Annotated in this window: 18 protein-coding genes; 7 read left to right on the forward strand and 11 right to left on the reverse strand. The window is 63.0% G+C overall.

The window, feature by feature from the left end:
* Positions 1-155: 155 nt before the first annotated feature.
* On the reverse strand, positions 156-2,165 hold the full coding sequence (locus tag ACVOMF_RS15480; RefSeq protein ID WP_481510060.1) for a M13 family metallopeptidase: 2,010 nt from the start codon (positions 2,163-2,165) through the stop codon (positions 156-158).
* Positions 2,166-2,511: 346 nt separating this feature from the next.
* Positions 2,512-4,608, reverse strand: a complete 2,097-nt coding sequence (locus tag ACVOMF_RS15485) for a M13 family metallopeptidase (protein ID WP_481510074.1) — start codon at positions 4,606-4,608, stop codon at positions 2,512-2,514.
* 169 nt (positions 4,609-4,777) lie between these two features.
* Here ACVOMF_RS15485 and ACVOMF_RS15490 point away from each other — a divergent pair, with 169 nt between their 5' ends.
* A complete protein-coding gene (locus ACVOMF_RS15490; protein ID WP_481510061.1) occupies positions 4,778-6,385 on the forward strand; it encodes a phytoene desaturase family protein in 1,608 nt (535 codons plus the stop codon).
* 81 nt (positions 6,386-6,466) lie between these two features.
* Here ACVOMF_RS15490 and ACVOMF_RS15495 read toward each other — a convergent pair whose 3' ends face one another.
* From ACVOMF_RS15495 to ACVOMF_RS15505, 3 genes are all read right to left on the reverse strand, one after another.
* Positions 6,467-7,234, reverse strand: coding sequence for a hypothetical protein (locus ACVOMF_RS15495; RefSeq protein ID WP_481510062.1), 768 nt, complete (start codon positions 7,232-7,234; stop codon positions 6,467-6,469).
* 153 nt (positions 7,235-7,387) lie between these two features.
* Positions 7,388-9,391, reverse strand: coding sequence for an alpha/beta hydrolase family protein (locus ACVOMF_RS15500; RefSeq protein ID WP_481510063.1), 2,004 nt, complete (start codon positions 9,389-9,391; stop codon positions 7,388-7,390).
* Positions 9,392-9,482: 91 nt separating this feature from the next.
* On the reverse strand, positions 9,483-12,305 hold the full coding sequence (locus ACVOMF_RS15505; RefSeq protein WP_481510064.1) for a TonB-dependent receptor plug domain-containing protein: 2,823 nt from the start codon (positions 12,303-12,305) through the stop codon (positions 9,483-9,485).
* A gap of 260 nt (positions 12,306-12,565) precedes the next feature.
* On the opposite strand from ACVOMF_RS15505, the gene apbC reads away from it, so the two are divergent.
* Together apbC and dcd are read left to right on the forward strand one after the other, a co-directional pair.
* Positions 12,566-13,417: an iron-sulfur cluster carrier protein ApbC gene (gene apbC, locus ACVOMF_RS15510; protein ID WP_481510075.1), complete on the forward strand. Its 852-nt coding sequence runs from the start codon at positions 12,566-12,568 to the stop codon at positions 13,415-13,417.
* A 172-nt stretch (positions 13,418-13,589) separates the two neighbouring features.
* Positions 13,590-14,162, forward strand: a complete 573-nt coding sequence (gene dcd / locus ACVOMF_RS15515; RefSeq protein ID WP_282266583.1) for a dCTP deaminase — start codon at positions 13,590-13,592, stop codon at positions 14,160-14,162.
* Positions 14,163-14,234: 72 nt separating this feature from the next.
* Here dcd and ACVOMF_RS15520 read toward each other — a convergent pair whose 3' ends face one another.
* Genes ACVOMF_RS15520 through ACVOMF_RS15530 form a run of 3 tightly spaced genes read right to left on the reverse strand, consistent with a single transcriptional unit; the run spans position 14,235 to position 15,512 of the window.
* On the reverse strand, positions 14,235-14,402 hold the full coding sequence (locus ACVOMF_RS15520) for a LiaI-LiaF-like domain-containing protein (RefSeq protein WP_481510065.1): 168 nt from the start codon (positions 14,400-14,402) through the stop codon (positions 14,235-14,237).
* 31 nt (positions 14,403-14,433) lie between these two features.
* A complete protein-coding gene (locus tag ACVOMF_RS15525; protein WP_313494466.1) occupies positions 14,434-14,856 on the reverse strand; it encodes an HIT family protein in 423 nt (140 codons plus the stop codon).
* Entirely contained in the window at positions 14,853-15,512 is a 660-nt protein-coding gene (locus ACVOMF_RS15530; RefSeq protein WP_481510066.1) for a dienelactone hydrolase family protein, read from the reverse strand. The genes ACVOMF_RS15525 and ACVOMF_RS15530 overlap by 4 nt, the downstream gene beginning before the upstream one ends.
* Positions 15,513-15,832: 320 nt before the next feature.
* Between ACVOMF_RS15530 and rimO the strand changes: the two genes are divergently transcribed.
* Both rimO and ACVOMF_RS15540 read left to right on the forward strand, forming a co-directional pair.
* A complete protein-coding gene (gene rimO, locus ACVOMF_RS15535) occupies positions 15,833-17,194 on the forward strand; it encodes a 30S ribosomal protein S12 methylthiotransferase RimO (RefSeq protein WP_481510067.1) in 1,362 nt (453 codons plus the stop codon).
* Positions 17,191-18,030, forward strand: coding sequence for a DUF3025 domain-containing protein (locus tag ACVOMF_RS15540; RefSeq protein ID WP_481510068.1), 840 nt, complete (start codon positions 17,191-17,193; stop codon positions 18,028-18,030). Before rimO ends, ACVOMF_RS15540 begins: the two co-directional genes overlap by 4 nt.
* On the opposite strand, the gene greB is transcribed toward ACVOMF_RS15540, so the two are convergent.
* Positions 18,017-18,517, reverse strand: coding sequence for a transcription elongation factor GreB (gene greB / locus ACVOMF_RS15545; RefSeq protein ID WP_481510069.1), 501 nt, complete (start codon positions 18,515-18,517; stop codon positions 18,017-18,019). The two genes, ACVOMF_RS15540 and greB, sit on opposite strands and share 14 nt — an antisense overlap.
* A gap of 103 nt (positions 18,518-18,620) precedes the next feature.
* Between greB and ACVOMF_RS15550 the strand changes: the two genes are divergently transcribed.
* Complete coding sequence (locus tag ACVOMF_RS15550; RefSeq protein ID WP_481510070.1) at positions 18,621-20,069, forward strand: rhomboid family intramembrane serine protease; 1,449 nt, start codon at positions 18,621-18,623, stop codon at positions 20,067-20,069.
* Positions 20,070-20,089: 20 nt separating this feature from the next.
* Here ACVOMF_RS15550 and ACVOMF_RS15555 read toward each other — a convergent pair whose 3' ends face one another.
* Positions 20,090-21,355 (reverse strand): hypothetical protein, encoded by a 1,266-nt coding sequence (locus ACVOMF_RS15555; protein ID WP_481510071.1) that lies wholly within the window; start codon positions 21,353-21,355, stop codon positions 20,090-20,092.
* A 78-nt stretch (positions 21,356-21,433) separates the two neighbouring features.
* Complete coding sequence (locus tag ACVOMF_RS15560; protein WP_481510072.1) at positions 21,434-22,939, reverse strand: helicase HerA-like domain-containing protein; 1,506 nt, start codon at positions 22,937-22,939, stop codon at positions 21,434-21,436.
* Positions 22,940-23,062: 123 nt separating this feature from the next.
* Here ACVOMF_RS15560 and ACVOMF_RS15565 point away from each other — a divergent pair, with 123 nt between their 5' ends.
* Entirely contained in the window at positions 23,063-24,643 is a 1,581-nt protein-coding gene (locus ACVOMF_RS15565) for a transglycosylase SLT domain-containing protein (protein WP_481510073.1), read from the forward strand.
* Positions 24,644-24,820 lie beyond the last annotated feature (177 nt).

Below are 24,820 nucleotides of genomic sequence, written 5' to 3' on the forward strand. Positions count from 1 at the left end.
CCCCCCCGGGGCCGGGGGGGGCCCCCCGCCCGCCCCGCGCGGCCCTGCCGGGGCCCCGCCCCCCCGCCCCCCCCCCCCCCCCCCCCCCCCCCCCACTACAGTTAGAAAGCAAAAAGGCGCGGAATCCGCGCCTTCTTGCTTCCTTCAATTCCGCATCAACGCCAGATCCTGATCTGCTCGGCGTCGGTGCGCTGCATCGGTTGACCCGGCTTGCAGCTGAAGCTGGCACCAAATGCCGGTAGGTTGGACAGCGGTGCATTGCTGCGCCAGCGGCCCGGTGCGCGCACGTCGGTGCGCAGACGCTGCACGGCTTCGTTCGGCGACAGCTGCTGCGCCCACAGGCTGCTCCAGCCCTTGAAGAAGTCCTGTTTGTCGGCCGGCTTGGCATCGGCCTGGGCGGCACTGAAAGCCTCCCATGCGATTTCCATGCCCGACAGATCAGCCATGTTCTCGTCGCGGGTCAGTTCGCCGTTGACCTTGGCATCCTTGACGCCCGGGAACGGGTAGGCGCTGTACTGCGCGGCGACACGGTTGCCGAGCAGGGTCCAGGCACTCTTGTCAGCCGGCGTCCACCAGCTGCGCAGTTCGCCCTTGGCGTCGATCATGGCACCCTTGACGTCGATGGCGCGGCTGACTTCATGCGCGACCAGGCCACCGAAGGCGCCGAACTTCTCGGCGTTGCTGGCGTTGGCGGCAAAGATCGGGCCCTGCAGTGCGGCGGCCGTCACGATCAAACGGTTCTGGGCAATGTCATAGGCGATCGATGGCTGCTGCGGCAACACGTCCCAGCGGCGGTCGGCGTTGCCCTTGCCGATGCGCTTCATTTCCTGGGCGTGGCGCCAGGTCGAAGCAATCAGGATATTGCCGCCGAAGCTGCCGCGGCCCATCGGCTGCACGGTGTAATCCAGATCGCGCAGCGGGGTGCCGATCTCGATCTTCATCGCCGCCAGCTTGGCTTCGGCTTCGGTCTTGGCCTCGGCGCTGAGCCAGCTGCTGCGCTTGACCGCGGCGATCTGTGCCTCGCGGACCTGGTCGACCATCACACCGGCCTGGCGGCGGGTGTCGCGGTTGAGATAGGTCGCAGCGTACTCGTGACCCAGCATCGGGCCGGCGGCCACGTTGATGGCGTCGAGCACGGCGTCCGGACGCGCCGGTGCGATGGTCTGGCCACGCAGCACGCGGCCACGGAATTCGAACTCGGCGTCGCGGTAGGCCTTGGACAGGTATGGAGCCATCGCGTCGCCCACACGCCAGCGCAGGTAGGCCTTCCACTGGTTGGCTGGCAGGCGGCTGACCATGCCGTTGAGCTGCTGGAACAGCGCCGGGTCGGCCAGCGATACCAGGTCGTCGTTCACTCCCTGCGCCTTCAGGAAGGCATCCAGCTGCAGGTTGCGGTAGCGGCTGTTGAGGTCCTTGGTGGAGACCGGCGCGTAGTTGTTGAACGGGTTGTTGATGTCGGCGACCGAGTGCGCGCTGCGCGCCAGTTCGGTTTCCAGCTGGATGACCAGCGCCGATTCGGCATCAAGCTGCGCGGCCGGGGTGCCGGTCAGCGCCAGGATCTGCTTCACATAGCCGCGGTAGCGGCCCATCAGTGCGACGGTATCGGCATCGGTGCGGGTGTAGAAGGCCGGGTCCGGCAGGCCGGTGCCGCCCTGCATGAAGTAACCGATGTGGCGGTCCAGCGCCTTCAGGTCCACGTCCGGCGCAAAGTTGAACGCCACCGGTATGCCGACCTGATGCAGCGCTGCGATCGAGGCCGGGACGTCCTTGGCCTTCTTGATGGCGTTGATGCGGGTCAGCAGCGGTGCGATCGGCTTGGAGCCGTCGGCTTCCACGGCGGCTTCATCCAGACCGCTGGCCCAGAAATCGCCGAGCAGCTTCTGCACATTGCCCTGCGGGGCGGTCATCGAACGCTCCAGCAACTGACGCTGTTGAGTACGGGTGTTGTCCGCCAGCGTGCCGAGCGCGCTGACCGCACCGGTCTGCGGCACCGGGTTGGCCTTGAGCCAGTTGCCGTTGGTGGTTTCGTAGAAGTCAGTACAGGCCGCGCTCACCGCCGGTGCCCGTGCCGCAGGCTTCTTGCGGGCGGCCTGCGCATCGTTGGTGGACAGCATGGTCACCAGGGAGAAGGCCAGGGCCAAGGTAAGTGGGCGAACGTTGGGCATGTGGTGCATATCCGCAGAAGGACAAAGTGGGCGGAGTTTAACAAGCTGGCGGCGGAATGGTGCCGGGGCAGGGCGCGGAATTGGGTACTGCATCAAAACCGGTGGTTGTGTGAGCGGCGTCAGCCGCGAAGCTGGCGGTGTGGGAGATTCAAGAACCCCGGATTTGTTGGAGCGGCGTCAGCCGCAAAGCCACTGCAATGAAGCAGTCAATACCGTCGGGATTGCGTAGATATCTGGCGCTTTGGGTCTGGTCAGCTTCGCGGCTGACGCCGCTCCCACATAAGCGTTGGCAAAAAGAAGGCCCGGCGATGCCGGGCCTTCTTCGGGTCTCACTGCAGGGCAGCGATTACCAGATCACTACCTGCTTGTCGCCGGTGCGGACCATCGGCGAGCCGGCCTTGCACTGGAACGCCGCGGCGAAGGTCGGCAGGTTCGACGGCGCACCCATGGCACGGAACTGTGCCGGGGCGTGCGAGTCGGTGGCCAGGCGGACCTTGGCGTTCTCGGCGGTGTACTTGGTGCGCCACACGGTGGCCCAGTTGAAGAAGAAGCGCTGGTCGCGGGTGAAGCCGTCAACCTTTGCATCTTCCTTGCCGGCCGAAGCCTTCTGCAGAGCGTCATAGGCCGTGGCCAGACCGCCCAGATCGGCGATGTTCTCGCCCAGGGTCAGCGTGCCGTTGACCTGCTGGTCGCCCACCTTGTACTCGTTGAACTGCTTGACCAGCTTGCCGGTCAGGCCTTCAAAGCCCTTGGCGTCAGCCGGGGTCCACCAGTTCTCGAAGTTGCCGGTCGGGCCGAAGCGGCTGCCCTGATCGTCGTAACCGTGGGTCATTTCGTGGCCGATGACGGCACCGATGCCACCGTAGTTCAGCGCGTCGTCGGCGTTCACGTCGAAGAACGGCGGCTGCAGGATAGCGGCCGGGAACACGATCTCGTTCTGCAGCGGGTTGTAGTAGGCGTTGACCGTCTGCGGGGTCATGCCCCACTCGGTCTTGTCGACCGGCTTGCCGATCTTGGCCAGTGCCCACTTGTAGTTGAAGGCATTGGCTGCACGCACATTGCCCAGGTAGTCATCGTGGGTGGTGCTCAGGCCGCTCCAATCACGCCACTTGTCCGGGTAGCCGATCTTGGGGGTGAAGGTTTCCCACTTGGCGATGGCCTTGGCCTTGGTTTCGTCGCTCATCCAGGTCAGGTTCTGGATACGATCCTTCAGCGCACCGGCCAGGTTCTTGACCAGCTCTTCCATCTTGGCCTTGGACTCGGGCGAGAAGGCGACCTTGACGTACATCTGGCCGAATGCATCGCCAGCATCGTTTTCAATGGTGCCCAGCACCTGCTTCCAGCGCGGCTTGATTTCCTTCTGACCGTTCAGTTCCTTGCCGTAGAACGCGTAGTTCTCCTGCACGAACTCATTGCTCAGGTACGGCGCGGCGCCGTCCACGGTGTGGAAGCGCAGGTAGGCGCGCCAGGCTGCCGGGTCGGTGTCGGCCAGCATCTTGCTCACTTCCGCGTGGAAGGCCGGCATCGCCAGCGAGAACTTCTCCGGCGCGGCAATGCCCTGGGCCTGGAAGAACGCGGTCCAGCTGAAGTTCGGGGTCAGCTTGTCGGCATCAGCCACGCTGACCGGGTTGTAGTACAGCGAGACGTCGCGCGACAGCTCGACGCTGGACTTGGAAGCCTTGGCCAGGCGGGTTTCAAACTTGACCACTTCCTCGGCCTGCTTGGCGGCGTCGGCCGCGGCCACGCCGCTCAGCTCCAGCACCTTGGCCACGTGGGTCTTGTAGGCGTTGAGCTTGTCGGCCTTGCTGGCATCGGTGTAATAGGTGGTGTCCGGCAGACCCAGGCCACCCTGGCTGGCGTAGGCCATGTTCATGGTGGAGTTCTTGAAGTCTGCTTCCGGGCCGAAGCCGAACAGGAAGTTCTCGCCCTTGGCAGCAGTGCTGCGCAGGTAGTTGGCCAGTGCGGCGGTGTCCTGCAGGCCATCAATCGCGGCCAGGTCGGCCTTCAGCGGGGTGATGCCCAGCGAGTTGATCTTGGCTTCGTCCATGCCCGAGGCCCAGAAGTCGCCGACGATCTTCTCGATGCCGGTGGCGTTCTTCATTGCAGCAGCCTGCTCGGCCAGCTGGTGCTGCACGGCAACGGAGCGCTCGTCGAGGATGGTGAAGGCGCCCCAGCTGGTGCGGTCAGCCGGAATTTCGTTGGCGTTGAGCCACTTTTCGTTCACGTAGCCGTTGAAGTCGGTACATGCGTCCTTGCTGGCGTCGAGGTCGGCAGCGGTGAAGGCGTTGTAGGCCGGCAGCTTGGACTCGTCCAGCTTCAGCTCGGTGGCGGCCGGGGCAGCGGCGGTGGCTGCCGGCGGGGACTGCTCTTCCTGCTTGGGGCAACCGGTCAGCACGGCGGCGACGGCCAGCGACAGCAGGAGAATCTGGGGTTTGCGAACGATCACGGGAAAGGCCTCCAGGCCGGTTTCAAAGCATGAGTGAGGCCACGGAGTCCGGGGCCGAAGCAGGAAGATACGCCTGAAACCGATGAGGAAGGGGTGTAGAAGGTCATGGGTCGCTGCGGGCGTATTCCTATGGGCGGCGACGGCTGGCCGATGCTATACAGCGGGAATGACCAAGACATCGAGCAAGCAGTGGGACGCGATCCTGATCGGCGGCGGCCATAACGGACTGGTGTGCGCGGCCTATCTGGCCAGGGCCGGCAAGCGTGTACTGGTATTGGAGCGACGGTCAGTGGTCGGAGGCGCAGCCGTCACCGAGGAGTTCCACCCCGGCTTCCGCAACTCGGTGGCCTCTTATACGGTGTCGCTGCTGCAACCCAAGGTGATTGCCGAGCTGGAGCTGGAGCGGCACGGCCTGCGGGTGGTCCCGCGCAAGCTCAACAACTTCCTGCCCTTGGGCAACGGCGAGTATCTGTTGGCCGGGGGCGGGCGCACTGCCGAACAGGTTGCGCGCTTCTCCGCACGCGATGCGGCACGCTTGCCCGAGTACGAGCAGCGGCTGGAGATTTTTGCCGATGTGCTGCGTGCGCAGGCACTGCAGGCACCGCCCAATGTCAGTGGCGCGAGTTGGTTGCGTGCGCTGCCGGAGCTTTGGAAAGCAGGGCAGCTGGGCCGACAGTTGCAGCGTCTGGATCCGGGTTTGCAGCAGGAGTTGATGGATCTGTTCACCATCTCCGCCGCCGAGTACCTGGATCGTTGGTTTGAAAGCGTACCGATCAAAGCCTTGTTCGGCTTCGATGGCATCGTTGGCAACTACGCCAGTCCCTATGCGCCGGGCACTGCCTACGTGTTGTTGCACCACGTGTTTGGTGAAAGCAACGGCGTCAAAGGTGCCTGGGGACATGCGATCGGCGGTATGGGCGCGATCACCCAGGCGATGGCGCGTGCGGCAGTCGAGGCCGGTGTAGAAATTCGTACTGATGCAGTAGTGAGGAAAGTACTGGTCGAGCAAGGACGCGCGGTAGGTGTCGTCATGGCTGATGGCGAAGTGCTGCGTGGTAACGCCATCGTTGCCAACGTCAACCCGAAGCTGCTCTATGAGCAATTGTTTGATTCTGCTGATGTGCCGGTGGCTACGTTGGAACGCATGGCCAACTGGCGCTGCGGCTCCGGGACATTCCGCATGAATGTGGCTTTGTCGCAGCTGCCTGAGTTCAGCGTGTTGCCGGGGCAGGGCGATCACCTGACGGCCGGCATCATCATCGCGCCAAGCCTGGATTACATGGATCGTGCCTACCTCGACGCGCGTAAACATGGCTGGTCGCGCGAGCCCATCGTGGAGATGCTGATCCCCAGTACGCTGGATGACTCACTGGCGCCGCCCGGGCAGCATGTGGCCAGCCTGTTCTGCCAGCATGTTGCGCCGCAGCTGTCAGGCGGCCGCAGTTGGGACGATCACCGCGAAGAAGTCGCGGATCTGATGATCGCTACTGTCGATAAACATGCACCGGGCTTCGCTGCTTCCGTGCTCGGCAGGCAGATCATGAGCCCCCTGGATCTTGAGCGGACCTTCGGCTTGATCGGCGGCGACATCTTCCACGGCGCGTTGAGCTTGAACCAGTTGTTCAGTGCGCGGCCGATGCTGGGGCAGGCGGGCTACAAGGGGGCGCTGCCGGGGCTCTATCTATGTGGCTCGGGTACGCATCCAGGCGGCGGGGTTACCGGGGCGCCTGGGCATAATGCAGCGCGGGTAGTTATTGAGGGCCTTGGCCGCTGAAGCGGTCGAGGCCCCGTCATGTCAAGTCAAGGCTTGTTGCCGCTGCCACCAACCTGCGGCATCTCATCACCGGCGTCGGGCTCAGGTACATCCAGGAGCGGTTTGGTGGCCGGTATGCGCGTGGATTGGGGGGGGGGCTGGAGCTTGCTCGACAGTACCTACGTGTACTGCCGCAATGCGGGGCTTCATCCACACCGAATCCTGCCATGCCTGATACTTGATCGGGTCCCAGTAGCGCTCGTCATAGAACTTCGACCCATCGATCTCGGTGCTGCCGGTGGCAGTGGGGATGATGATGCGCACATTGCCGGTAAAGCCGGTTCTACTGCCGGTTAGACTCCTGCGTTCCCTTCTAAGCTTGCTGGCAATACGTGGCAGAGCTGCGACATCACCGTACCGAGCATAGACCTCCTGGCCTATGGTGAGCGCGCGCACGCGCTCATCCTCCGAAAGCTCTGCCCAATACCGCTCCCGCAGGCCGGCGAAACCCTCGTAGCCGCGTTCAGCCGCGAGGTCCATCCATGCATATGCAAGGGCGCGGTCGCTAGAAGTGCCCGTGCCGGTCCACAGCATTTCGGCAACCATGCCTTGTGATGGCTTGTCACCATAGAAGGCAGCGTTCTGGAAGAAGCGGAAGGCCCTCTCCAGGTCTCCTGCTTTGTGCTTCTCAAGGCCAAGCAGGCGGAAGCGAAGATCGGGATGTCCGTTGAGGAACCCCGCGGTGATCATTAATTGATCCTTTGTTGGATCGTCTGACTGTGTGCCCACTGCCTGGCTGGCTGCAATCACGGGCCAGGTGCTGGATAGAGCCAGCAAAAGCATGGTCCGGGCGAAAGTATGTTGGCGCATCATGTGTGTCCTTGTGCTATCCGTGCCATGGCGACATGGTCAACGAAGAAGGGTTTGCCTTGGAATGGTCGAAAGTCACTGGCATAGCAGCGGGGGAAATCCCCCGCTGCTCCCTTGCAAAGACGAGCCTCGGATGAGGATGTGACTTCGAAGTTACTTTGCGTTGGTTGGCTCGCCGACGTTGACCTTCCCGTCGCCGATATGGCGTTGGAAGAAGCCAAGCATCTCCGTATAGAGATTCACGCGGGCATCCTCGCCGTAGAAGCCATGCATTTCGCCTGACTGGATGATCATGCCTTCGGGCTTGTTGCCTGCCGCGATCAGGGCTCTGTTCATCAACTCTGTCTGTTCAGGAGGAGTGCGCACGTCACGTGCACCAGCAGCGAGATAAACCGGAATCTTCACCTCGCCGGCCCGACGAGCAGGCGAGCTTTCGGCCCAAAGCTTCGAGTCAGTGCCATGGGTGCGGCGCAGGAAACGCTGGCCGGATTCACGCTCAGGGATGTCGCCCTTCTTGAACATCATGTCGATGTCATAGACACCCACGTAGCCGAACGTGCACTTGAAGAGGCCCGGCTCCCTGATCGGTGCCATCAGTGAGGAATAACCACCGAAACTGCCGCCGTAGATGCAGATGCGGTCCTTGTTGGCGTATCCGTTATTGATGACCCAGTGTGTAGCGTCGAGGATGTCGTTTTGGATCCCCTGGCTCCATTGCTGGTGGCCTGCATCCTGGAAAGCCCTGCCGTAGCCGCCGGAGCCGCGGTAGTTGATCTGCAAGGTGGCGTAACCGCGGCTGGCAAACAGCTGTGCTTCCGGATTGAACCCCCAATTGTCGCGTGGCCCGATCGGGCCGCCATGCGGATTCACGATTAGTGGCAGGTTTTTCCCGTCGCTGCCATGTGGAAGCGTCAGGTATGCGTGGATGAGCTTTCCGTCGCGTGAGGTGAACGAGAATGGCTTGACCGAGGCAAGCTGGGCAGACGCTAGCTGTGGTCGCTGTTTCATGAGAAAGCGTGCCTTGCCGGAGTCGCGATCGAACAGGTAGAGCTCGGAGGGATTCGTGTCGCTGTAGACGTTTACAATGATCTTTTTGCCATCGGCGGTGGCATTGGAAAAATCCACCATCTGTCCCTCGAAAGCATTCGCCAGAGATGCGTAGAGCTCGGCATCCGGGTGCTCCTCATTGAGGAGGGAGACTTTGGGCGCACCGGCCTCGGTGACTACGCCGATGAGTGTCGTGTCGTCCGTTGACCAGATCATGTCGGAGACTTCCGCAACCGGATCCTGATGAAGAACGGTGAAGTCTCCCGTAGTGGGGTTCAGTGTTCCCACTGCCGCCGGTGAACGCCCATCATCCCGGCTTGCATAGATCGTGCCATCCGGGGTGGAGCGCAGGATGTCCAAGTGGTTGCCATCCGACTTGGATGCATTGACCAAGGTCCAGTTGCCTGCATCACGGCGGTAGAGCTCGGTGCGCTCGTCGTACTCGCCGTCTTCACCCTTACTAGTAGAGCAGATCGCGAACTGTGGTTCTTTGGCGGCATCCAGCGTGATGTTGCAGTTCTCTTTTGGCGCGCGCGCCATGCTGGTGCGGCGCCCGCTCAGTGTGTCCATGCGCACGACTTCTGTGCCGACGCCTTCGGAGGAACGCGGGCTTGTCACCTGCATGATGACGTTCTGGTCATCGTTCTTCAGCGTGTCGAGCAGGCTGAAACGCTCCGAACCAACGGTCTTTCCGCGCTGGGTGGCATCACGGGTGCCGTAGAAGATGAGTGGTCTGGGCTGCGAACCGTCTGCATTCACGGCAAACCATTCGCCGGTTGAGAAGGGGGCTGCGTAGCCGCCCATCTTCTTCACTGCGTTGAACATCAGGCGTTCAGGGCTGGTCCAATAGAAACTACCAACGCTCTTCTGGTCGGGGAGCTGGTTGACCTTCACGATCTTGAGGTCGGAAGTTCTAAGTACCGTGAGCACGTCCTGTTCACCACGATCCACGGTTATGGCGATGTAACGGCCATCCGGGGAGATCTTGGCCGTGCCGTAGGCGGAGTGCGAAACGAAGTCGCGGATGGACGGGACAGCGGCCGTTGGCGCCGCGGAGGCTGCCGGAACGGAAAGCGCAAGCAGGATGGCAGCTGCCAGGCATGATTTCATCGGGGATTTCCTTGTCAGATAGCGAAACACTGGGTCATCAAAAGAATGGCCCGGGAGTACCCGGGCCATTCTGCTTGGATCACAGGCTCAATCAACGGAACCGGTACTGGAACTCAACAGCGATCTCGCGTCCCACTGCGTCATAGGCGCGCCAGAAGTACGGATAGGTGTTGAAGCCATCGTCCTTCGGGTGGTGGTTGTCAAAGATGTTGTTGACGTACAGGTTGACCTGCGCCTTCTCGGTGATCTTCTTGCCGATACTGCCATTCCAGATGAAGTACGGAGCGATGCGGCCGGTTTCCTGCCAGTTAGGCAAGCTGCCGTATCGGACCATGAACAGGGCGGCCTGCCAGTCGTCCCGCTGCCAGGTACCGGTTGCGCGGATGCGGCTGCGGAAGTCGAAGTTGCCCAGGTCGTCGCGGTAATCCAGTACCGGGTCGTTCTTGAACTGGGCGGACGTCTGGCCGAGGGTGTGCGACCAGCCAAGCTGGACGCGGAAATCGCCCAGACGATCAGTATCCAGCCTGTAGTCCAATGTAGCGTCGATGCCCTTGGTGCCGAGGACCGCGCGGTTGATCGGGCCACGACGGATCTCCGTGATCTGGCCGTCGTTCGGGGTGCCCGGGGCGCTGAGGCGGGAAACGCGCGAGAGCATGTCGTTGCAGAAGGCCGAGCCTGGTGCGCCCAGCGTGAACGGCTGGCCATTGCGGGTCTTGCCGGTGATGCAGCCGGCTTCGCCTTCCAGGATGTACGCGGAAGTGATGTCCGAGACCACGTCTTCCAGTTCGATGTGATAGTAGTCAGCGCTGACCGAAAGGCCATCGATGATGTCCCACACGAAACCAGCCGTCCAGGACTTGCCCGTTTCTTCGCTCAGGTCCTTGGTACCTTGGCGCACGCCAAAGGCGGTGTAGTTGGTGGTGATGTCCGAGCTGGTGCACTGCGCTGCGACGCGGCCGCTTTCAAGGCAACGGCGCACGTCGAGGATTGCGCTGTACGAACCGCTGCGTTCGGCGAATACATAGTGCATGTCCGGGGCGCGGAAGCTGGTGGCGTAGGAACCGCGCACAAGCAGGTTCGAGAACGGGCGCCATTCGAGGCCGGCGTTCCAGGTGCGGGCGTCATCCACTGCGGTGATGTCGTCGTACTTGTCGAGGCGCCCTGCGAGGCTGGCTTTGAGGCTGTCGAAGATCGGGATGGACAGTTCAACGCCGGTCGCATAACGGTCACGCTTGCCACCACCACCGGTGCCGGTGCGGTTGTAGGGGCGATCAGCACCAGTGTAGTCCGGCAGGATGCGCTTATCTTCGTTGAGCTTGTATTCCTGCTGGGATGCTTCCACGATGGCTGCGAAGCCAAGCGGGCCAGCTGGTAGCTCGAACAGGTCGCCCGATACCACGAAGTTGCCTTGGTTTACGTAGGACTTGGCGTCGGTCTTCAGGGTCGTGCTCATCGACGCGAACTGCTCCGGCGTCAATGCACTGTAGTAATGCGCTTCATTCAGATCGTAGACCGCGTAGCCGCTACGCGTGCCCAGGCGTGGGCCGAGGAACCAGTCGTTGACCTTCGACGCGACCAAGCGCGGGGATTCGACCTTGATGCGGTACTCGGCACGGGACACAGTCGCATCCCAGTCGAAGCGGTCGGCAAAGTTGCCCTTGAAGCCAACTGCAAGATCGTAGGACTTTTCGTCATTCTTGCTCATCAGGTTGTTCAGGCCGCCGGCTTCCATCGGCGTGAAAATGCGCTGCGCGTCGACGATGGTGCCAAGGCCTTGGTCGTACCAGAGGCCGCCGACGGTCGGACCGCCCCAGAACTGGGTGCCGCCTGTGTACTTGGCTCGCGACCAGTAGGTCTGGAGGCTTGCCCAAGCCTGCACGCCGCTATCGAAGTCGAACGTGCCATACAGGTACGCCGACATGTCGTTGTTTCCGTTGCTGATCGTCTGGTAGCCAACGTCCTTGTAGCTGCCACAAGCCTGGCCAAGGTTGGTGATCGTGCCGGCTGCATTGGCTGAGCGATAGTTATGGCGCACCCACTCATCGCCCATCTGCTCGCAGGCGCCAGGCGGTGGTGCGATGTAGCTGTTCGCGCTCTTTGTGCGGTCACGGACACGCATGGTCCCGGTGGGCTGGATGCCGACGAAGTTCGGCGGCAACGGGTTGTCCAGCAGTGAATCCATGAAATCACGCTGGTACGCGTGCAGTGGCTCGGAATTGAAATATTCAACTGCGTAGGTGAGGCTCCACTTGTCGCCGGTCTTGCCGCCGATCCACTGCAAGTCGGCACGATCGCGGCCGCCGTCGGTAGTTGTGGAACCTTTGACCTTAAGCAGATCGCCTTCGAAATTGGTCTTCAGGACGATATTGACCACGCCTGCGACAGCATCGGAACCATAGATCGCAGATGCACCACCGGCCAACAGTTCAATGCGCTCGACGGCTGCAGCGGGGATATTGCCGAAATTGGCGAAGTTGCTCTGGCCGTTGTACGGCAGCGGATAGTCAGCAGCACGGCGACCATTGATCAGTAGCAAGGTGCGGCCCGGGCCGAGGCCGCGGAGATTGATGACGCTGGCGTTCGGAGTGAAGCCACCCTGGAAGATTTCGTTCTGGGTGGAGCCGCTGGCCTGGGTCAGGGTGTTCAAAGCATCGAAGACGGTGGTAAAGCCTTCGCGCTCGATCTGGGCAGAGGTGATGACCGTTACTGGCGCCGGACCCTCGACTTCAGCGCGCTTGATGCGCGAGCCAGTGACCGTGACCTTGTCCAGGTTGGTCGCGTTTTTGTTGGTCACCTCGTGACCAGGCTGAGGCTCGGTTTCCTGAGCATGAGCCTGTGCGGTAATGGTCAGCGCCATCGCGGTGACCAGTGCGAAGCTCAGCGGATGACGGATGAGCGGACTACGAATCGCCATGCATTTCCCCTAAAACGAATGAGGTATCCCTTTCACAACCATGCTGACGAAAGGGCTATTTGTTCCGGTGCTAGAAAGTTTCATTTGCCGGTAACTCAAAGTTAACACAGGGTTAACCTTAAAGGTCAAGTGTTCAGCCTGCACTCATGAGTGCTTTATTCGGCAAGGTGTGTGGTTGGAGTCGGCAAACACTGGAAAGCTGGTGGCTCTGCGCATCGCGCTATAGTTCGCGCCGAACCATTGAAGTAGAGGCTGTAGTGATCAGGTCGATTCCGCTGGGCGGTGCCCACAAGGTGCAGAAGGGGCTCTCCCCCCATTCGCGTATCCGCAATGTCATTGCGGTCGGTTCGGGCAAGGGTGGGGTGGGCAAGTCCACCACGGCGGTGAATCTGGCCTTGGCGCTGAAAGCGCTTGGCGCCAAGGTCGGGGTGCTGGACGCCGATATCTACGGCCCCAGCGTGCCGGCCATGCTGGGCCTGAGCGGGCGGCCGGAGAGCCCGGACAACAAGTCCATCGAGCCGCTGCGGGCGTTCGGGGTCGAGGCGATGTCTATCGGTTTCCTGATCGAGCCGGACTCCCCGATGATCTGGCGTGGGCCGATGGCCACTTCCGCACTGACCCAACTGTTCAACGACACGCTGTGGGGCGACCTGGATTTCCTGCTGATCGATCTGCCGCCGGGTACCGGCGACATCCAGCTCACGTTGTCGCAGAAGATCCCGGTGGCCGGTGCGGTGATCGTTACGACGCCACAGGACATTGCCACGCTGGATGCGCGCAAGGCCTTGAATATGTTCGAAAAGGTCGAGGTTCCGGTGCTCGGGATCGTTGAAAACATGGCAGTCCACACCTGCAGCAACTGCGGTCACGTCGAGCATCTGTTCGGCGAGGGCGGGGGGCAGCGCATGGCCGAGCAGTACGGGGTGCCGCTGCTGGGTTCACTGCCACTGGATATCGGCATCCGCGAGCAGGGCGATGTGGGTGCGCCTATCGTGGTTGCGCAGCCCGATTCGGCCGCGGCGAAGGCCTATATGGCGGCGGCGCAGCGGATGGCGGAAGAATTGGCCAAGCGCCCACGCGCCAGCATTCCGATCCTGTCGTCGCTGATCTGAGGCAGTCGCCAGCTCGGCAGCAAGCAAGGCCCGCTCAGCGGGCCTTGTCCCATATAGAGTGTGCAGAAGTTGCTGACAGGCGATTGCTTGCCGGCTCCTGGCCGGCTCTAGGCTAGAATCGACCACCCCCGGCCGCAGGCATGCTGCGGCACAACGTGAACAGGATCACTGAATGAGCATCAAGAGCGACCGTTGGATCCGCCAAATGTCCGAACAGCACGGCATGATCGCGCCGTACGAAGCCGGCCAGGTCAAGCAGGTGGATGGTCAGCGCATCGTCAGTTACGGCACCTCCAGCTACGGCTACGACGTGCGTTGCTCGCGTGAGTTCAAGGTGTTCACCAACATCAACTCGACCATCGTCGACCCCAAGCACTTCGACCCGAAGAGCTTTGTCGACATCGAGGCCGATGAGTGCATCATCCCGCCGAATTCGTTCGCACTGGCACGCACTGTGGAGTTCTTCCGCATCCCGCGCGACACCCTGGTGGTGTGCCTGGGCAAGAGCACCTATGCGCGCTGCGGCATCATCGTCAACGTCACCCCGCTGGAGCCGGAATGGGAAGGCCACGTGACGCTGGAGTTCTCCAACACCACGCCGCTGCCGGCACGTATCTATGCCAACGAGGGTGTGGCGCAGATGCTGTTCTTCCAGGCCGACAAGGACGACATCTGCGAGACCTCGTACAAGGATCGTGGTGGCAAGTACCAGGGTCAGACTGGCGTTACCCTGCCGCGCACCTGAGTGCGGCTTGGGCTGAAATGAAAAAGGCGCCGTCAGGCGCCTTTTTCTTTATGCAGGATCCGGCGGTGCGGCTTACTTGCCGCGTCCGAACAGCATGCCGATACCGACAGCCACCAGGATTGCAGGCCACCAGGTGGCGAGCATGCTGCCGATGTTGCCGTTGATCCAGCCGAGGTTCTTGGCCAGGAAGAACAGGCCAACTAGGATCAGGATCAGTGCGGCGATCAGATTGGAGCGCATCGGCTTGCGGAGTCCGTAAGGGGGAAGGTGCTTATCGTAGCCGTTGGCGCCAGATTTCGACACGTTGCGCCAGCACCTCCGGATCGAAACGCTGCGCCTTGCCACTGCCCCAGACCGGGCCTGGCCAGGCGGCGTCGTTCTCGTTGCGGCCGATCAGATGCACGTGCAGTTGGCGCACGATATTGCCCAGCGCACCGATGTTGATCTTGCTGACATTTGGCTTGTGCTTGAGGTGCTGGGAAATCTGGTTGATCTCGGCCAGCAGCAGGCGCTGTTGGGCGCCGTCCAGGTCGATCCACTCGCTGGCGTTCGGCACGCGCGGGACCAGCACGACCCACGGGAAGCGGTCGTCGTTCATCAAGCGGATCTGCGACAGGGGGCCATCGGCAATCAGTACGCTGTCGGCGGCAAGGCGGGTATCAAGTACGAAGTCGGACGTCACAGCTTCGGTCATCGCAGGTTCTCGCTGAAGAAGGCCAAGGTGCGTTCGCGCGCCAGGTCGGCGCTGGCTGGGTGGTAGTGTATGCCGACCTCGCGGTTGAAGGCGTGGTCGGCTGGATAGACATATACAGGCAAGTCGGGTTGCTTTTCACGGTGCGCTGCAACGGCGGCTGCCGGGATCGAGGCGTCCTGGTCGCCAAAGTGGAAGATGGCCGGGGCTTTGAACGCTGTATCCAGGAACGGCACGTTGCGTGCTCCGTAGTAGCTCGCAGAGGGCAGGCCCAGCCGTTGCGCGGCCAACATGGCGATGGTGCCGCCCCAGCAATAGCCGACCGTACCGACCTTGCCACAGGGCGCCAGCACAGCAGCGGCGGCTTCGACCACGGTTACGGCGCGGTCCACGCCCAGCTCGTCGACCAGCGCCTTGCCGCGGCTGACGCCGGCCGCGTCGTAGTCCAGCTGCAGGTCCGGCTCGATCAGGTCGAAGAAGGATGGCGCCAGCACCGCGTAGCCCTCGGCGGCGTACTGCTCGGCGACATGGCGGATATGCGCATTGGCGCCGAAGATTTCCTGTATGACCACCAGGCCGGCGCGTGGGCTGCCGGAGGGCAGGGCCTGCCAGGCGCGGACCGGGCCGAGTGGGGTGGGGAGGGTGATCCAGTTGGGCATGGGGGAGACTCCGGATTGATACGGCGAAAGGCGGTGTTCCTTCTCCCGCCTGCGGGAGAAGGTGCCCCGAAGGGGCGGATGAGGGGAGCTTTAATAGCCTTTAGGTTTCCTTGCCAAGAGCTTCCCCTCACCCCAACCCCTCTCCCGCAGGCGGGAGAGGGGCTTAAGCGGGTTTGTCGGCTAGGAGTTCCCGCAATGAGACTGATTATCAGCTCTCCTGCGTATTAAGCCAGCCGCAGGGCGCCGCGCCTTCGGCCCGGTATACTGCCCGGCTTTCCGGCCTCGCTGCCATTCCGGCCCGGCCCCAGGATTTCCAGATCATGTCCCAGCTGAACCCCAAAGTCGGCTTCGTCAGCCTTGGCTGCCCGAAGGCCCTAGTCGATTCCGAGCGCATCCTCACCCAGCTGCGGGTGGAGGGCTATAGCATCGTGCCGTCCTACGACTCGGCCGACGTGGTGGTGGTCAATACCTGCGGCTTCATCGACTCGGCCGTGGCCGAATCGCTGGACGCGATCGGCGAGGCGATGAACGAGAACGGCAAGGTCATCGTCACCGGCTGCCTGGGCAAGAAGGGCGACATGATCCGCGAGCATTACCCGGACGTGCTGTCGGTATCCGGTCCGCAGGACTACACCACGGTGATGGAAGCGGTGCATGCCGCACTGCCGCCCAAGCACGACCCGTTCGTCGACCTGGTGCCGGATTACGGCATCAAGCTGACCCCGCGTCACTACGCTTACCTGAAGATTTCCGAAGGCTGCAACCACCGCTGCAGCTTCTGCATCATTCCCTCGATGCGTGGCGACCTGGTATCGCGCCCGGTCGATGAGGTGCTGCGTGAGGCCGAGCGCCTGGTCAAGGGTGGTGTGCGTGAGCTGTTGGTGGTGTCGCAGGACACTTCGGCGTACGGCGTGGACCGCAAGTACGCGCCGGGTACCTGGCGCGGCAAGGAATACGCCACGCGCATGAAGGCACTGTGCGAAGGCCTGTCCGAGCTCGATGCCTGGACCCGCCTGCACTATGTCTATCCGTACCCGCACGTCGACGACGTGGTGCCGTTGATGGCAGAGGGCAAGATCCTGCCGTACCTGGATATTCCGTTCCAGCATGCCAGCCCGCGCATCCTCAAGCTGATGAAGCGCCCTGGCGCGGTCGACAAGACCCTGGAACGCGTGCTGCGCTGGCGCGAGATCGCACCGCAGATCACCGTGCGTTCGACCTTCATCGTCGGCTTCCCGGGCGAGACCGATGCCGAATTCGAGCAGTTGCTGGACTTCCTCGACACCGCTCAGCTCGACCGCGTGGGCGCCTTCGCCTACTCGCCGGTGGAAGGTGCAACCGCCAATCAGCTGCCGGACCCGGTGCCTGAAGAAGTGAAGCAGGAGCGTCTGGCCCGTTTCATGGAAAAGCAGGCCGCCATTTCTGCCGCCAAGCTCGAAGCCAAGATCGGCAGCGTGCAGCAATGCCTGGTCGATGCCATTGAAGACGGCATCGCCGTGGCCCGCTCCAAGGCCGATGCACCGGAAATCGACGGTCTGGTGCACATCCAGAATGCCACCGAAGCCAAGCTGCGCGTGGGCGAGTTCGTCAACGTCAAGATCACCGACAGCGACGAGCACGATCTGTTCGGCGACGCGCTGATCGAAACTAGGGCGGCACCGTTCGACCTCAAGGTGCTGTGACCACCAAAGCGGCCGCAAACAATGCCGGCGTGAGCCGGCGTCGTTTTGTAGCGCCATTGCGCGAGCAGGTTGAATCGCAGTGCTTTGACCATCCGCTGTTCGCGGATTTCCAAGGTTTTGAAGCATTGATGCGTTCGGCCGATTGGCCGAGCATCGATGCGTTGAGTGCGCTGTTGCCCGTGCAGGGCAAGCGCTTTGTGACCCAGGACGACGCGTTGCTGGCTGACGGCCTGCACTACGAGCAGCGTATTGCACAGGGCCGTATCGCCACCCGCGCGCAGAACTGGCATGACCTGTTCAACGCGATGGTGTGGGCACGTCACTTCGCTATCAAACGCGCGCTCAACGCGCAGCAGTGCCGGCATATCGCAGTGATGGGGGCAAGCCAGCGCAATCGTGCGCAGGCTGCATTGACCCAGTTCGATGAAACCGGCCTGATCGTGCGTGTTCGCGATGCGGGCGTGCTGGCGGCATGGGATCGGCATGACTGGTCAGCGCTGTTCAATCCGGATGGATGGCGCGCAGGCGATATCGCGGTCTGCGCGGTGATTGGCCATGCGCTGATGGAGCAGGCGTTGCTGCCCGAACGCCTTCTCGTCGGAAAGTGCCTGGTGGTCGTTGGCGATGACGACGTGGCCTGCGTTGCCGCAGTGGCTGCGGCAATCGAAGACGCCAGCTTGCTTGCGGACCCCGCCGAGCTGCGTCCACTACCGCTGGCCGGTATCCCCGGTTGGCATGCGTCCCAAGATGCGCTCTTTTACCAATTGACCGACTACTTCCGCCCGTTGCGCGAAGGTCGCGCCTATCCGGTGCCGCTCAGGTTCAGCCGTAGTTGACGTCGATGATCGCGAAGCGGGTCAGGCCGCTCGGCAGCTCCACCGCGAACTCATCGTCGATGCGCTTTTTCAGCAATGCCCGGGCCAATGGTGAATCGATGCTGATCCAACCAGCCGGTGCATCGGTCTCATCGGGACCGACGATCCGGTAGGTGACGGTCTGGCCGGAATCGACGTTCTCCAGCTCAACCGTCGCGCCGAAGAACACGGCTTCCGGATCGCTGGGGGTTGTGTCCACCACGCGCAGGGCTTCCAGTCGCTTGCTCAGGTAGCGCACGCGGCGGTCGATCTCACCCAACTGCTTCTTGCGGTAGGTGTACTCGGCGTTCTCCGAACGATCGCCTTCGGCGGCCGCGGCTGCCAGCGCCTTGACCACTTCAGGCCGACGCTGCCGCCACAATTCATCCAGCTCGGCCTTGAGCCGGGCATGGCCCTGCGCGGTGATCAGGGCGGTGCTTTTTTCTGCAGGGGGGCGCCAGCGGCTCATTGCGGTCATGTAGTGCGTGGATGCCGGCATGGTAGCCGGGCTGGCTTGCGCAAGGCCAATCCATGGCTGAAGCTCTGCGTTCTCTGACAAGGAAGTCCGGTCGATGTTGATCCTGCCGCTGCACAAGCCGCTCAACCTGAGCACGTTGCCCTTGGTAACCGTGTTGCTGGTACTGATCAACGTCTGCGTGTTCTTCGCCTGGCAGGCTGACGATGAGCAAAAGGTGCAGGCGGCACAGGTCTGGTACCAGCAATCCGGACTGGCCGAATACGAGCTGCCCGCCTACGAGAAGCATCTGCGTTTGACTGCGCAGGGTGATGCCTTGGCCGAACTGGACTCAATTCCGGCAGAGCAGCGGGGCCGCTACATTGGCATGGCGACCTTGAGCGATGTTGCGTTCCAGCGAGCGCTGGAGAGCGGTGGCCTGTTCGAGTCGGAAGACGAACAGGCGGCATGGGCGCCATTGCGCCGCGAGTACCAGGCGCAGCTGGACCAGGTATTCACCCTGCGACATATCCTGCGCAGTTCGGAGTGGTCGCCGCGGCGATTGCTGTCAGCCGCCTTCCTGCACGGCAGCGTGATGCATCTGCTGGGCAACATGCTGTTCCTGGTGGTGCTGGGCCTGTTGCTGGAAGGCGCGCTCGGTGGCTGGCGCTTTCTCGGCCTGTATCTGTTGGGGGCGATGGGCTCCAGCGTGGCCAGCGTGTTGTGGCGCTGGGGCGAAGTCGGTGGCGGGCTTGGTGCATCCGGTGCGATCGCAGCGGTGATGGGGGCGTTCTGCGTGGTCTGGGGAATGCGCCCGGTGCGCTTCTTCTACTGGTTCGGGGTGATCTTCGACTATGTGCGCGCGCCGGCGATCTGGCTGTTGCCGTTGTGGTTGGGCTGGGAGGTGTTCAACCTGCTGACCAACGATGAAGCAGGCATTGGTTTCGACGCGCACGCTGGTGGGCTGATCTGCGGTGCGCTGCTGGGGGGCGTGCTGGTGCTGACCCGGCAGACCCGCGAAGCCTATATGGCTGACGACACCGAAGTGTCGGTCGACGATCAGCGTTGGGAGCAGGCCCAGTACTACATGGGCCGCCTTGAAAATGCGGCTGCCGAGCGCGTGTTGAGTGCGCTGGCGGTCGAACAACCACAACGGTTGGATATTGCGCTGGCGCGCTACCGGGTGGCTGCCAATGCCGGCAACAGTGCCGAGATGCGGGCGCGTGCTGCCGATGTATTGCGGCTGGATGCGGATGATGCGTCAGCCCTCGCTGCACAGCGCGGCATCGTGAAGCAGCTGCTGGCCGATGGCGGGGTTGCCGAGCTTGCGCAGCCCGCGTTCGATCGCTGCCTCAAGGCCGGCTGGCTGCAGGAAGCCGAGGCAGTGTGGGAGCAGGCCATTCAATTGCCCGCTGAGATGCAGGCGCAGGGTTGGCTACGGTTGGCGTTGCGATACGGGGAGGCTCATGCCCATGCACAACGAAAGCGTTTGCTGGAGCTGCTGCAGCAGCGCTTTTCGGCCACGCCACAAGCTGGCAAGGCTCGGTTCTTGTTGGAGAATGACTAAGCGACCTGTCGCAGTTGCTTTCAGGTCGAGCTGACCTGCAATGCGGTCTTGGCTGCCTCGAGCTTGCGGCGTTGCTCATCGTCTTCGCAGCGTTGCAGCGCCGCTTCGATCAGCTGCAGTGCTTCGGCGTCGCGGTTGTAGCGTTCGCCTAGTAACAAGGCGGCCTGCAAGGCCCACTGTGGCGCCTCAGGCGCACGCGGCCACGCCTTGAACATCGCGCGCAAGGTATCCATCTGCAGTTGCAGCTGGCCGCCGAGGCGGGCGCGTTCGGCCAGATGCGCTGCCTGCTGCGGCTCGGCAGGGGTAAAGTCGGGGTCGACCTCGAGCATGTCACGCAACACGTTCATTGCCTCGCGCTCCTGCTTCTCGATCAGCAGGCGGTTGATGTACTGGCGGGCATGTTCGCGCAAAGCATCCGATGCGCCTTTGCGACGAAGCAGGCGCTGGTACAGCTCATGCACTGGCAGGCTGACCGCACGCGAGCGCACCGAGCCACGTAGCGCATCCAGCGCGGCATCCGGCTGCCCTTCGCGGATGAAGTGTTCGGCTTCATCCAGCAGTTTCTGGTCCGGGTCATGCCGTGCAAAGGCGTCGTGCGCACCTTCCGGTTCGAAGCCCAGCGCATCGTGGTACTGGTAGACCAGATAGCCGAGCAGATGGAACGCGCTGAACAAGCCCCAGATGCTGAAGAGGTTGAGCACCAGCTCGCCAACGACGGGCGGCATGAAGGTATGCAGCCATTGGCCAGCGGTCAATGCGCTGGCCTGGATGACGAACAGCAGCAGGAAGGCCGCCAGGTAGGGCCAGCCGATGCGGAAGGCGATGGTGATCGAAGTGACTGGATTGGCAGCGTGGCGCAGGCTGCCATCCATCGCCAGCGAGATCACGCAGCCGGGTTGCAGCAGGACCACCGCGCCGAGTGTCAGCAGGCCGATCACGGGGCCGGTGAAGATCGCCACCGTCACCACGAAGACGCCCATCAGTATCATCAAGCCCAATAGCCGGATGACGGTGCCATCGCTGCTGTTGAGGGTGTTCTCCGGCGAGGTCATGCGGCCGTTTGCGGTTTCGCGCAGGATCTCGAAGGCGTAGCGGTAGGTCGCCACCCAGGTGACGATGCCAAGCAACCAACCAATGGCTGGCAACCAGGTCAGCAAGGTGCATAACGTAAGTGCGATCAGCGAATACAGTGCCGGACCACGCACAGGATAGAGCGTGATCGCAGGCAGTCGTTGCCAGAATGCCTGTGGACGTTGCGCGTTTGCGCTGCGCTTGCGGTCATCCATGACGTTCCTCCAAGAGTCAGAGGCTGATTGTGGCTGCTGCGCCGGCGGGCCGGCAATGGGCCGGCCCGGTTTTGACACTCAGCGTTTGCCGCCGAAGATGCTGCCAAGGATGCCGCGCACGATCTGATTGCCGAGCTTGGTGCCGACGGTGCGGGTGGTCTGCTTGGCCATGGTCTCGATCATTCCCTGGCGGCGCTTGGTGCCGAAGATGGCGTCCTTGATGCTCTGGCCGAAACCGCCTTCCTGTTCTTCGTCCTGCTGGCGAGTACGTGCGGCTGGCGCCTGTGCCTGCTCGACAGCCTTCTCCGCGCGCTGCGCAAGCAGTTCGGCGGCGGACTCGCGGTTGACCGCGTTGTCATAGCGGGTGCCTACCGGGCTGCCAGCACGCACCTGGGCGCGCTCGGTATCGGTGATCGAGCCCATCCGGCAGCGCGGCGGGGCGATCAGGGTCTTCTGCACCGGCGAGGGAATGCCCTTGTCCTGCAGCGTGGACACCAGTGCTTCGCCGGTGCCCAGCTGCGACAAGGTGGCGACCACGTCGAGTTTGGGGTTCTGCACGAAGGTCTCGGCCGCCGTCTTGACTGCCTTCTGGTCACGCGGGGTGAAAGCGCGCAGTGCGTGCTGCACGCGGTTGCCGAGCTGGCCAAGGATGTTGCCGGGCACGTCATCCGGGAACTGCGAGCAGAAATACACGCCCACGCCCTTGGAGCGGATCAATCGCACCACCTGCTCGATACGCTGCACCAGTGCCGGTGGCGCATCGTCGAACAACAGGTGGGCTTCGTCGAAGATGAAGACCAGCTTGGGCTTCTCCAGGTCGCCTACTTCCGGCAGCTGCTCGAACAGCTCGGACAGCAGCCACAGCAGGAAGGTGGAATACAGGCGCGGCTTGAGGATCAGCTGCGCAGCGGCAAGGATGCCGACCACGCCACGGCCGTCATGGTTGACCCGCATGATGTCGGCCAGCTCCAGTGCCGGCTCGCCGAAGAAGGCTTCGCCGCCGTCCTGCGAAAGGCGCAGCAGCGAGCGCTGGATCGCCGCCACCGACTGCGCGCTGACCAGCCCATATTCGGTGGAGATGTCCTTGCGCTCTTCGGCGACCAGACCGAGCAGGGCGCGCAGGTCGTCCAGATCCAGCAACAGCAGGCCACGGTCGTCGGCCAGCTTGAAGACGATGTCGAGCACGCCGGACTGGGTGTCGTTGAGTTCGAGGATGCGGGCCAGCAGGGTAGGGCCCATTTCGCTGACGGTGGTGCGCACCGGATGGCCGAGCTTGCCGTACAGGTCCCAGAACACCACCGGGCTGGCGGCCGGGGCAAAGCCGTCGACGCCGATTTCTGCCGCGCGCTGGGCCAGCTTCTCGCTGGCTTCGCCGGCAACTGCAAGGCCGGCCACGTCGCCCTTCACATCGGCCATGAACACCGGCACGCCCAGCCGCGAGAAACCCTCGGCCAGCGTCATCAAGGTCACCGTCTTGCCGGTACCGGTGGCACCGGCGACGAGGCCATGGCGGTTGCCGAAGCGCGGGAGCAGGGTGACGGCGATGTCGTCGGTGACGCCTTTGCCGAGCAGGATCGGGTCCATGGAGGCACTCATTGGTGAATGAAGGAAGGATTCTAACGGCCGACTGTATCGCTGCGGTGGCAATGTTGCCCCCGGGTCTGTCCGCCAGCTACCCTGCCTCACCTTTGTCATGCAGTGCTGCTGATGCCCGTATCCCTGTTTTCTGCTCGTGCCTGGTCGATGTTGGTTGCGACTTCGCTGTTGACCGTGGTTCCGGCCGCCCAGGCGATCTCCGCCCGTGACAAGGTCAAGGTGGACGCCATCGAGGCGCGGATGACGGCTGCCGAGAAGCGCTACAGCGATGCCTTGGTGCTGGTTGCCAATGCCGACCCCAAGGGCACGGCCGAGGGCGATGCCGCGCTGGAAGACATGGAAGACGTGATCAGCGCCTGCATCGCGCAAAAGGGCTGCCAGGTCAGCAATCTGCTGGCTACCTACAAGCGCCTGCTCAAGCAGCGGGCAGATGGCAGTGGCGAGGCTGAGAGCGAGGACGGCGGCCCGTTGGAGGCCGATCCAGACCATATCGCGCCGTTGGTCGCCGATGTGCCCGAGGCAGCCCGCGCGGCGGCCCTGCTCAACGATCATCGCCATGCTTTCGACGACATGGTCGAGTACAACCCGGCGATCCAGGCCGGCATCCGCCGCTGGCTCACCGATATGCGTCCCTCGCTGCTGACCAGCTACGAGAACTACATGAACCTGCGTGGCGTCATGTGGCCGGAATGGGAGAAGGACGGCCTGCCCGAAGCGCTGCTGTTCGGCATCATGGCCAAGGAATCCAATGGCCGCGTGCATGCCTCCTCACGTGTGGGCGCGGCCGGGCTGATGCAGTTCATGCCGGCCACCGGCCGCCGTTTCGGGCTGGGCCCGGATGGCACCGGCTTCGACACCCGCTTTGACCCGCGCAGCGCTGCCAGTGCCAGCGCCGATTACATGAATGAGCGCATGCGTGGGCTCAACAAGAACATCGAATACGCCCTGGCTGCCTATAACGGTGGCGAAGGCCGTGCCGCGCGCATCTACCGCGAAACCGGTGGGCAGAGCTTCTGGACCGATACCTCGTACAACCAGTTCCCGGGCGAGACCAAGGATTACGTGCCGATGGTGATCGCCGCGGCGTGGATCTTCCTCCACCCGCAGCAGTACGGCGTCGAGTTCCCCAAGCTCAACGCACAGCCGGCGACGCTGCGCCTGGCCAAATCCACCACCATCTATGAGCTGACCATCTGCCTGGGCAGCACCGGTACCCGCGACGGTTACATGCGTGCGCTGCGCAACCTCAATCCGCGTTACGAAGCCGATGGCTGGATTCCTGGTGGCACCACCATCAATGTCACCACCCGCATTGCTGGCCTGTACAACCGTTACTGCGTCAGCGGCCCGCGCGCCGACCTGGCCCGCGCGCTGATCACGGCCGATCTGAATGCGGCGATCAAGCGGCCATCGGCGGCGACGGTTACCGGTAGCGTCGCGGTAGGCGATGTGCAGGCAATGCAGGCCGCTCCGGCCGCTGCACCTGTTGTCGCACCGCCGCCACCGCGCCCGGCAGCACCGGCGCGACGTGCAGCGCGCAGCTACAAGGTTGCCAAGGGCGACACCCTGGGTGCCATCGCCAACCGCTTCCAATGTGAAGTACCAGCGCTGGCTCGCGCCAATGGCCTGCGCGCACCGGCTTACGCGCTCAAGCCCGGGCAAAGCCTGAAGCTGGAAGGCTGCGGTCGTTGAAACAGAAAGGGCGCCGGAAGGCGCCCTTTCTGCATGTGCTGACAGAGCTTTTGTGGGGGCGGGGGGGGCGGCCCGCGGCCGGGGGGGTGCCGGGTGGGGAGCAAGGGGGAGGGGGGGGACCAGCGCAAAGCCGGGGGGGCCCCGCCCCCCCCAGAAGGGGGGGGGGGGGAGCACGCC

This window comes from Stenotrophomonas sp. STEN022 (assembly GCF_056760155.1).

Bases quoted from the DNA above. Each gene is read 5' to 3' on its own strand.
- ACVOMF_RS15565 (WP_481510073.1), top strand. From the start codon at position 23,063: ATGCCCGTATCCCTGTTTTCTGCTCGTGCCTGGTCGATGTTGGTTGCG.
- ACVOMF_RS15560 (WP_481510072.1), bottom strand. From the start codon at position 22,939: ATGGACCCGATCCTGCTCGGCAAAGGCGTCACCGACGACATCGCCGTC.
- ACVOMF_RS15520 (WP_481510065.1), bottom strand. From the start codon at position 14,402: ATGCGCTCCAATCTGATCGCCGCACTGATCCTGATCCTAGTTGGCCTG.
- ACVOMF_RS15530 (WP_481510066.1), bottom strand. From the start codon at position 15,512: ATGCCCAACTGGATCACCCTCCCCACCCCACTCGGCCCGGTCCGCGCC.
- dcd (WP_282266583.1), top strand. From the start codon at position 13,590: ATGAGCATCAAGAGCGACCGTTGGATCCGCCAAATGTCCGAACAGCAC.
- ACVOMF_RS15500 (WP_481510063.1), bottom strand. From the start codon at position 9,391: ATGAAATCATGCCTGGCAGCTGCCATCCTGCTTGCGCTTTCCGTTCCG.
- ACVOMF_RS15525 (WP_313494466.1), bottom strand. From the start codon at position 14,856: ATGACCGAAGCTGTGACGTCCGACTTCGTACTTGATACCCGCCTTGCC.
- ACVOMF_RS15555 (WP_481510071.1), bottom strand. From the start codon at position 21,355: ATGGATGACCGCAAGCGCAGCGCAAACGCGCAACGTCCACAGGCATTC.
- ACVOMF_RS15550 (WP_481510070.1), top strand. From the start codon at position 18,621: ATGTTGATCCTGCCGCTGCACAAGCCGCTCAACCTGAGCACGTTGCCC.
- ACVOMF_RS15495 (WP_481510062.1), bottom strand. From the start codon at position 7,234: ATGCGCCAACATACTTTCGCCCGGACCATGCTTTTGCTGGCTCTATCC.
- ACVOMF_RS15490 (WP_481510061.1), top strand. From the start codon at position 4,778: ATGACCAAGACATCGAGCAAGCAGTGGGACGCGATCCTGATCGGCGGC.
- ACVOMF_RS15480 (WP_481510060.1), bottom strand. From the start codon at position 2,165: ATGCCCAACGTTCGCCCACTTACCTTGGCCCTGGCCTTCTCCCTGGTG.
- rimO (WP_481510067.1), top strand. From the start codon at position 15,833: ATGTCCCAGCTGAACCCCAAAGTCGGCTTCGTCAGCCTTGGCTGCCCG.
- ACVOMF_RS15505 (WP_481510064.1), bottom strand. From the start codon at position 12,305: ATGGCGATTCGTAGTCCGCTCATCCGTCATCCGCTGAGCTTCGCACTG.
- greB (WP_481510069.1), bottom strand. From the start codon at position 18,517: ATGAGCCGCTGGCGCCCCCCTGCAGAAAAAAGCACCGCCCTGATCACC.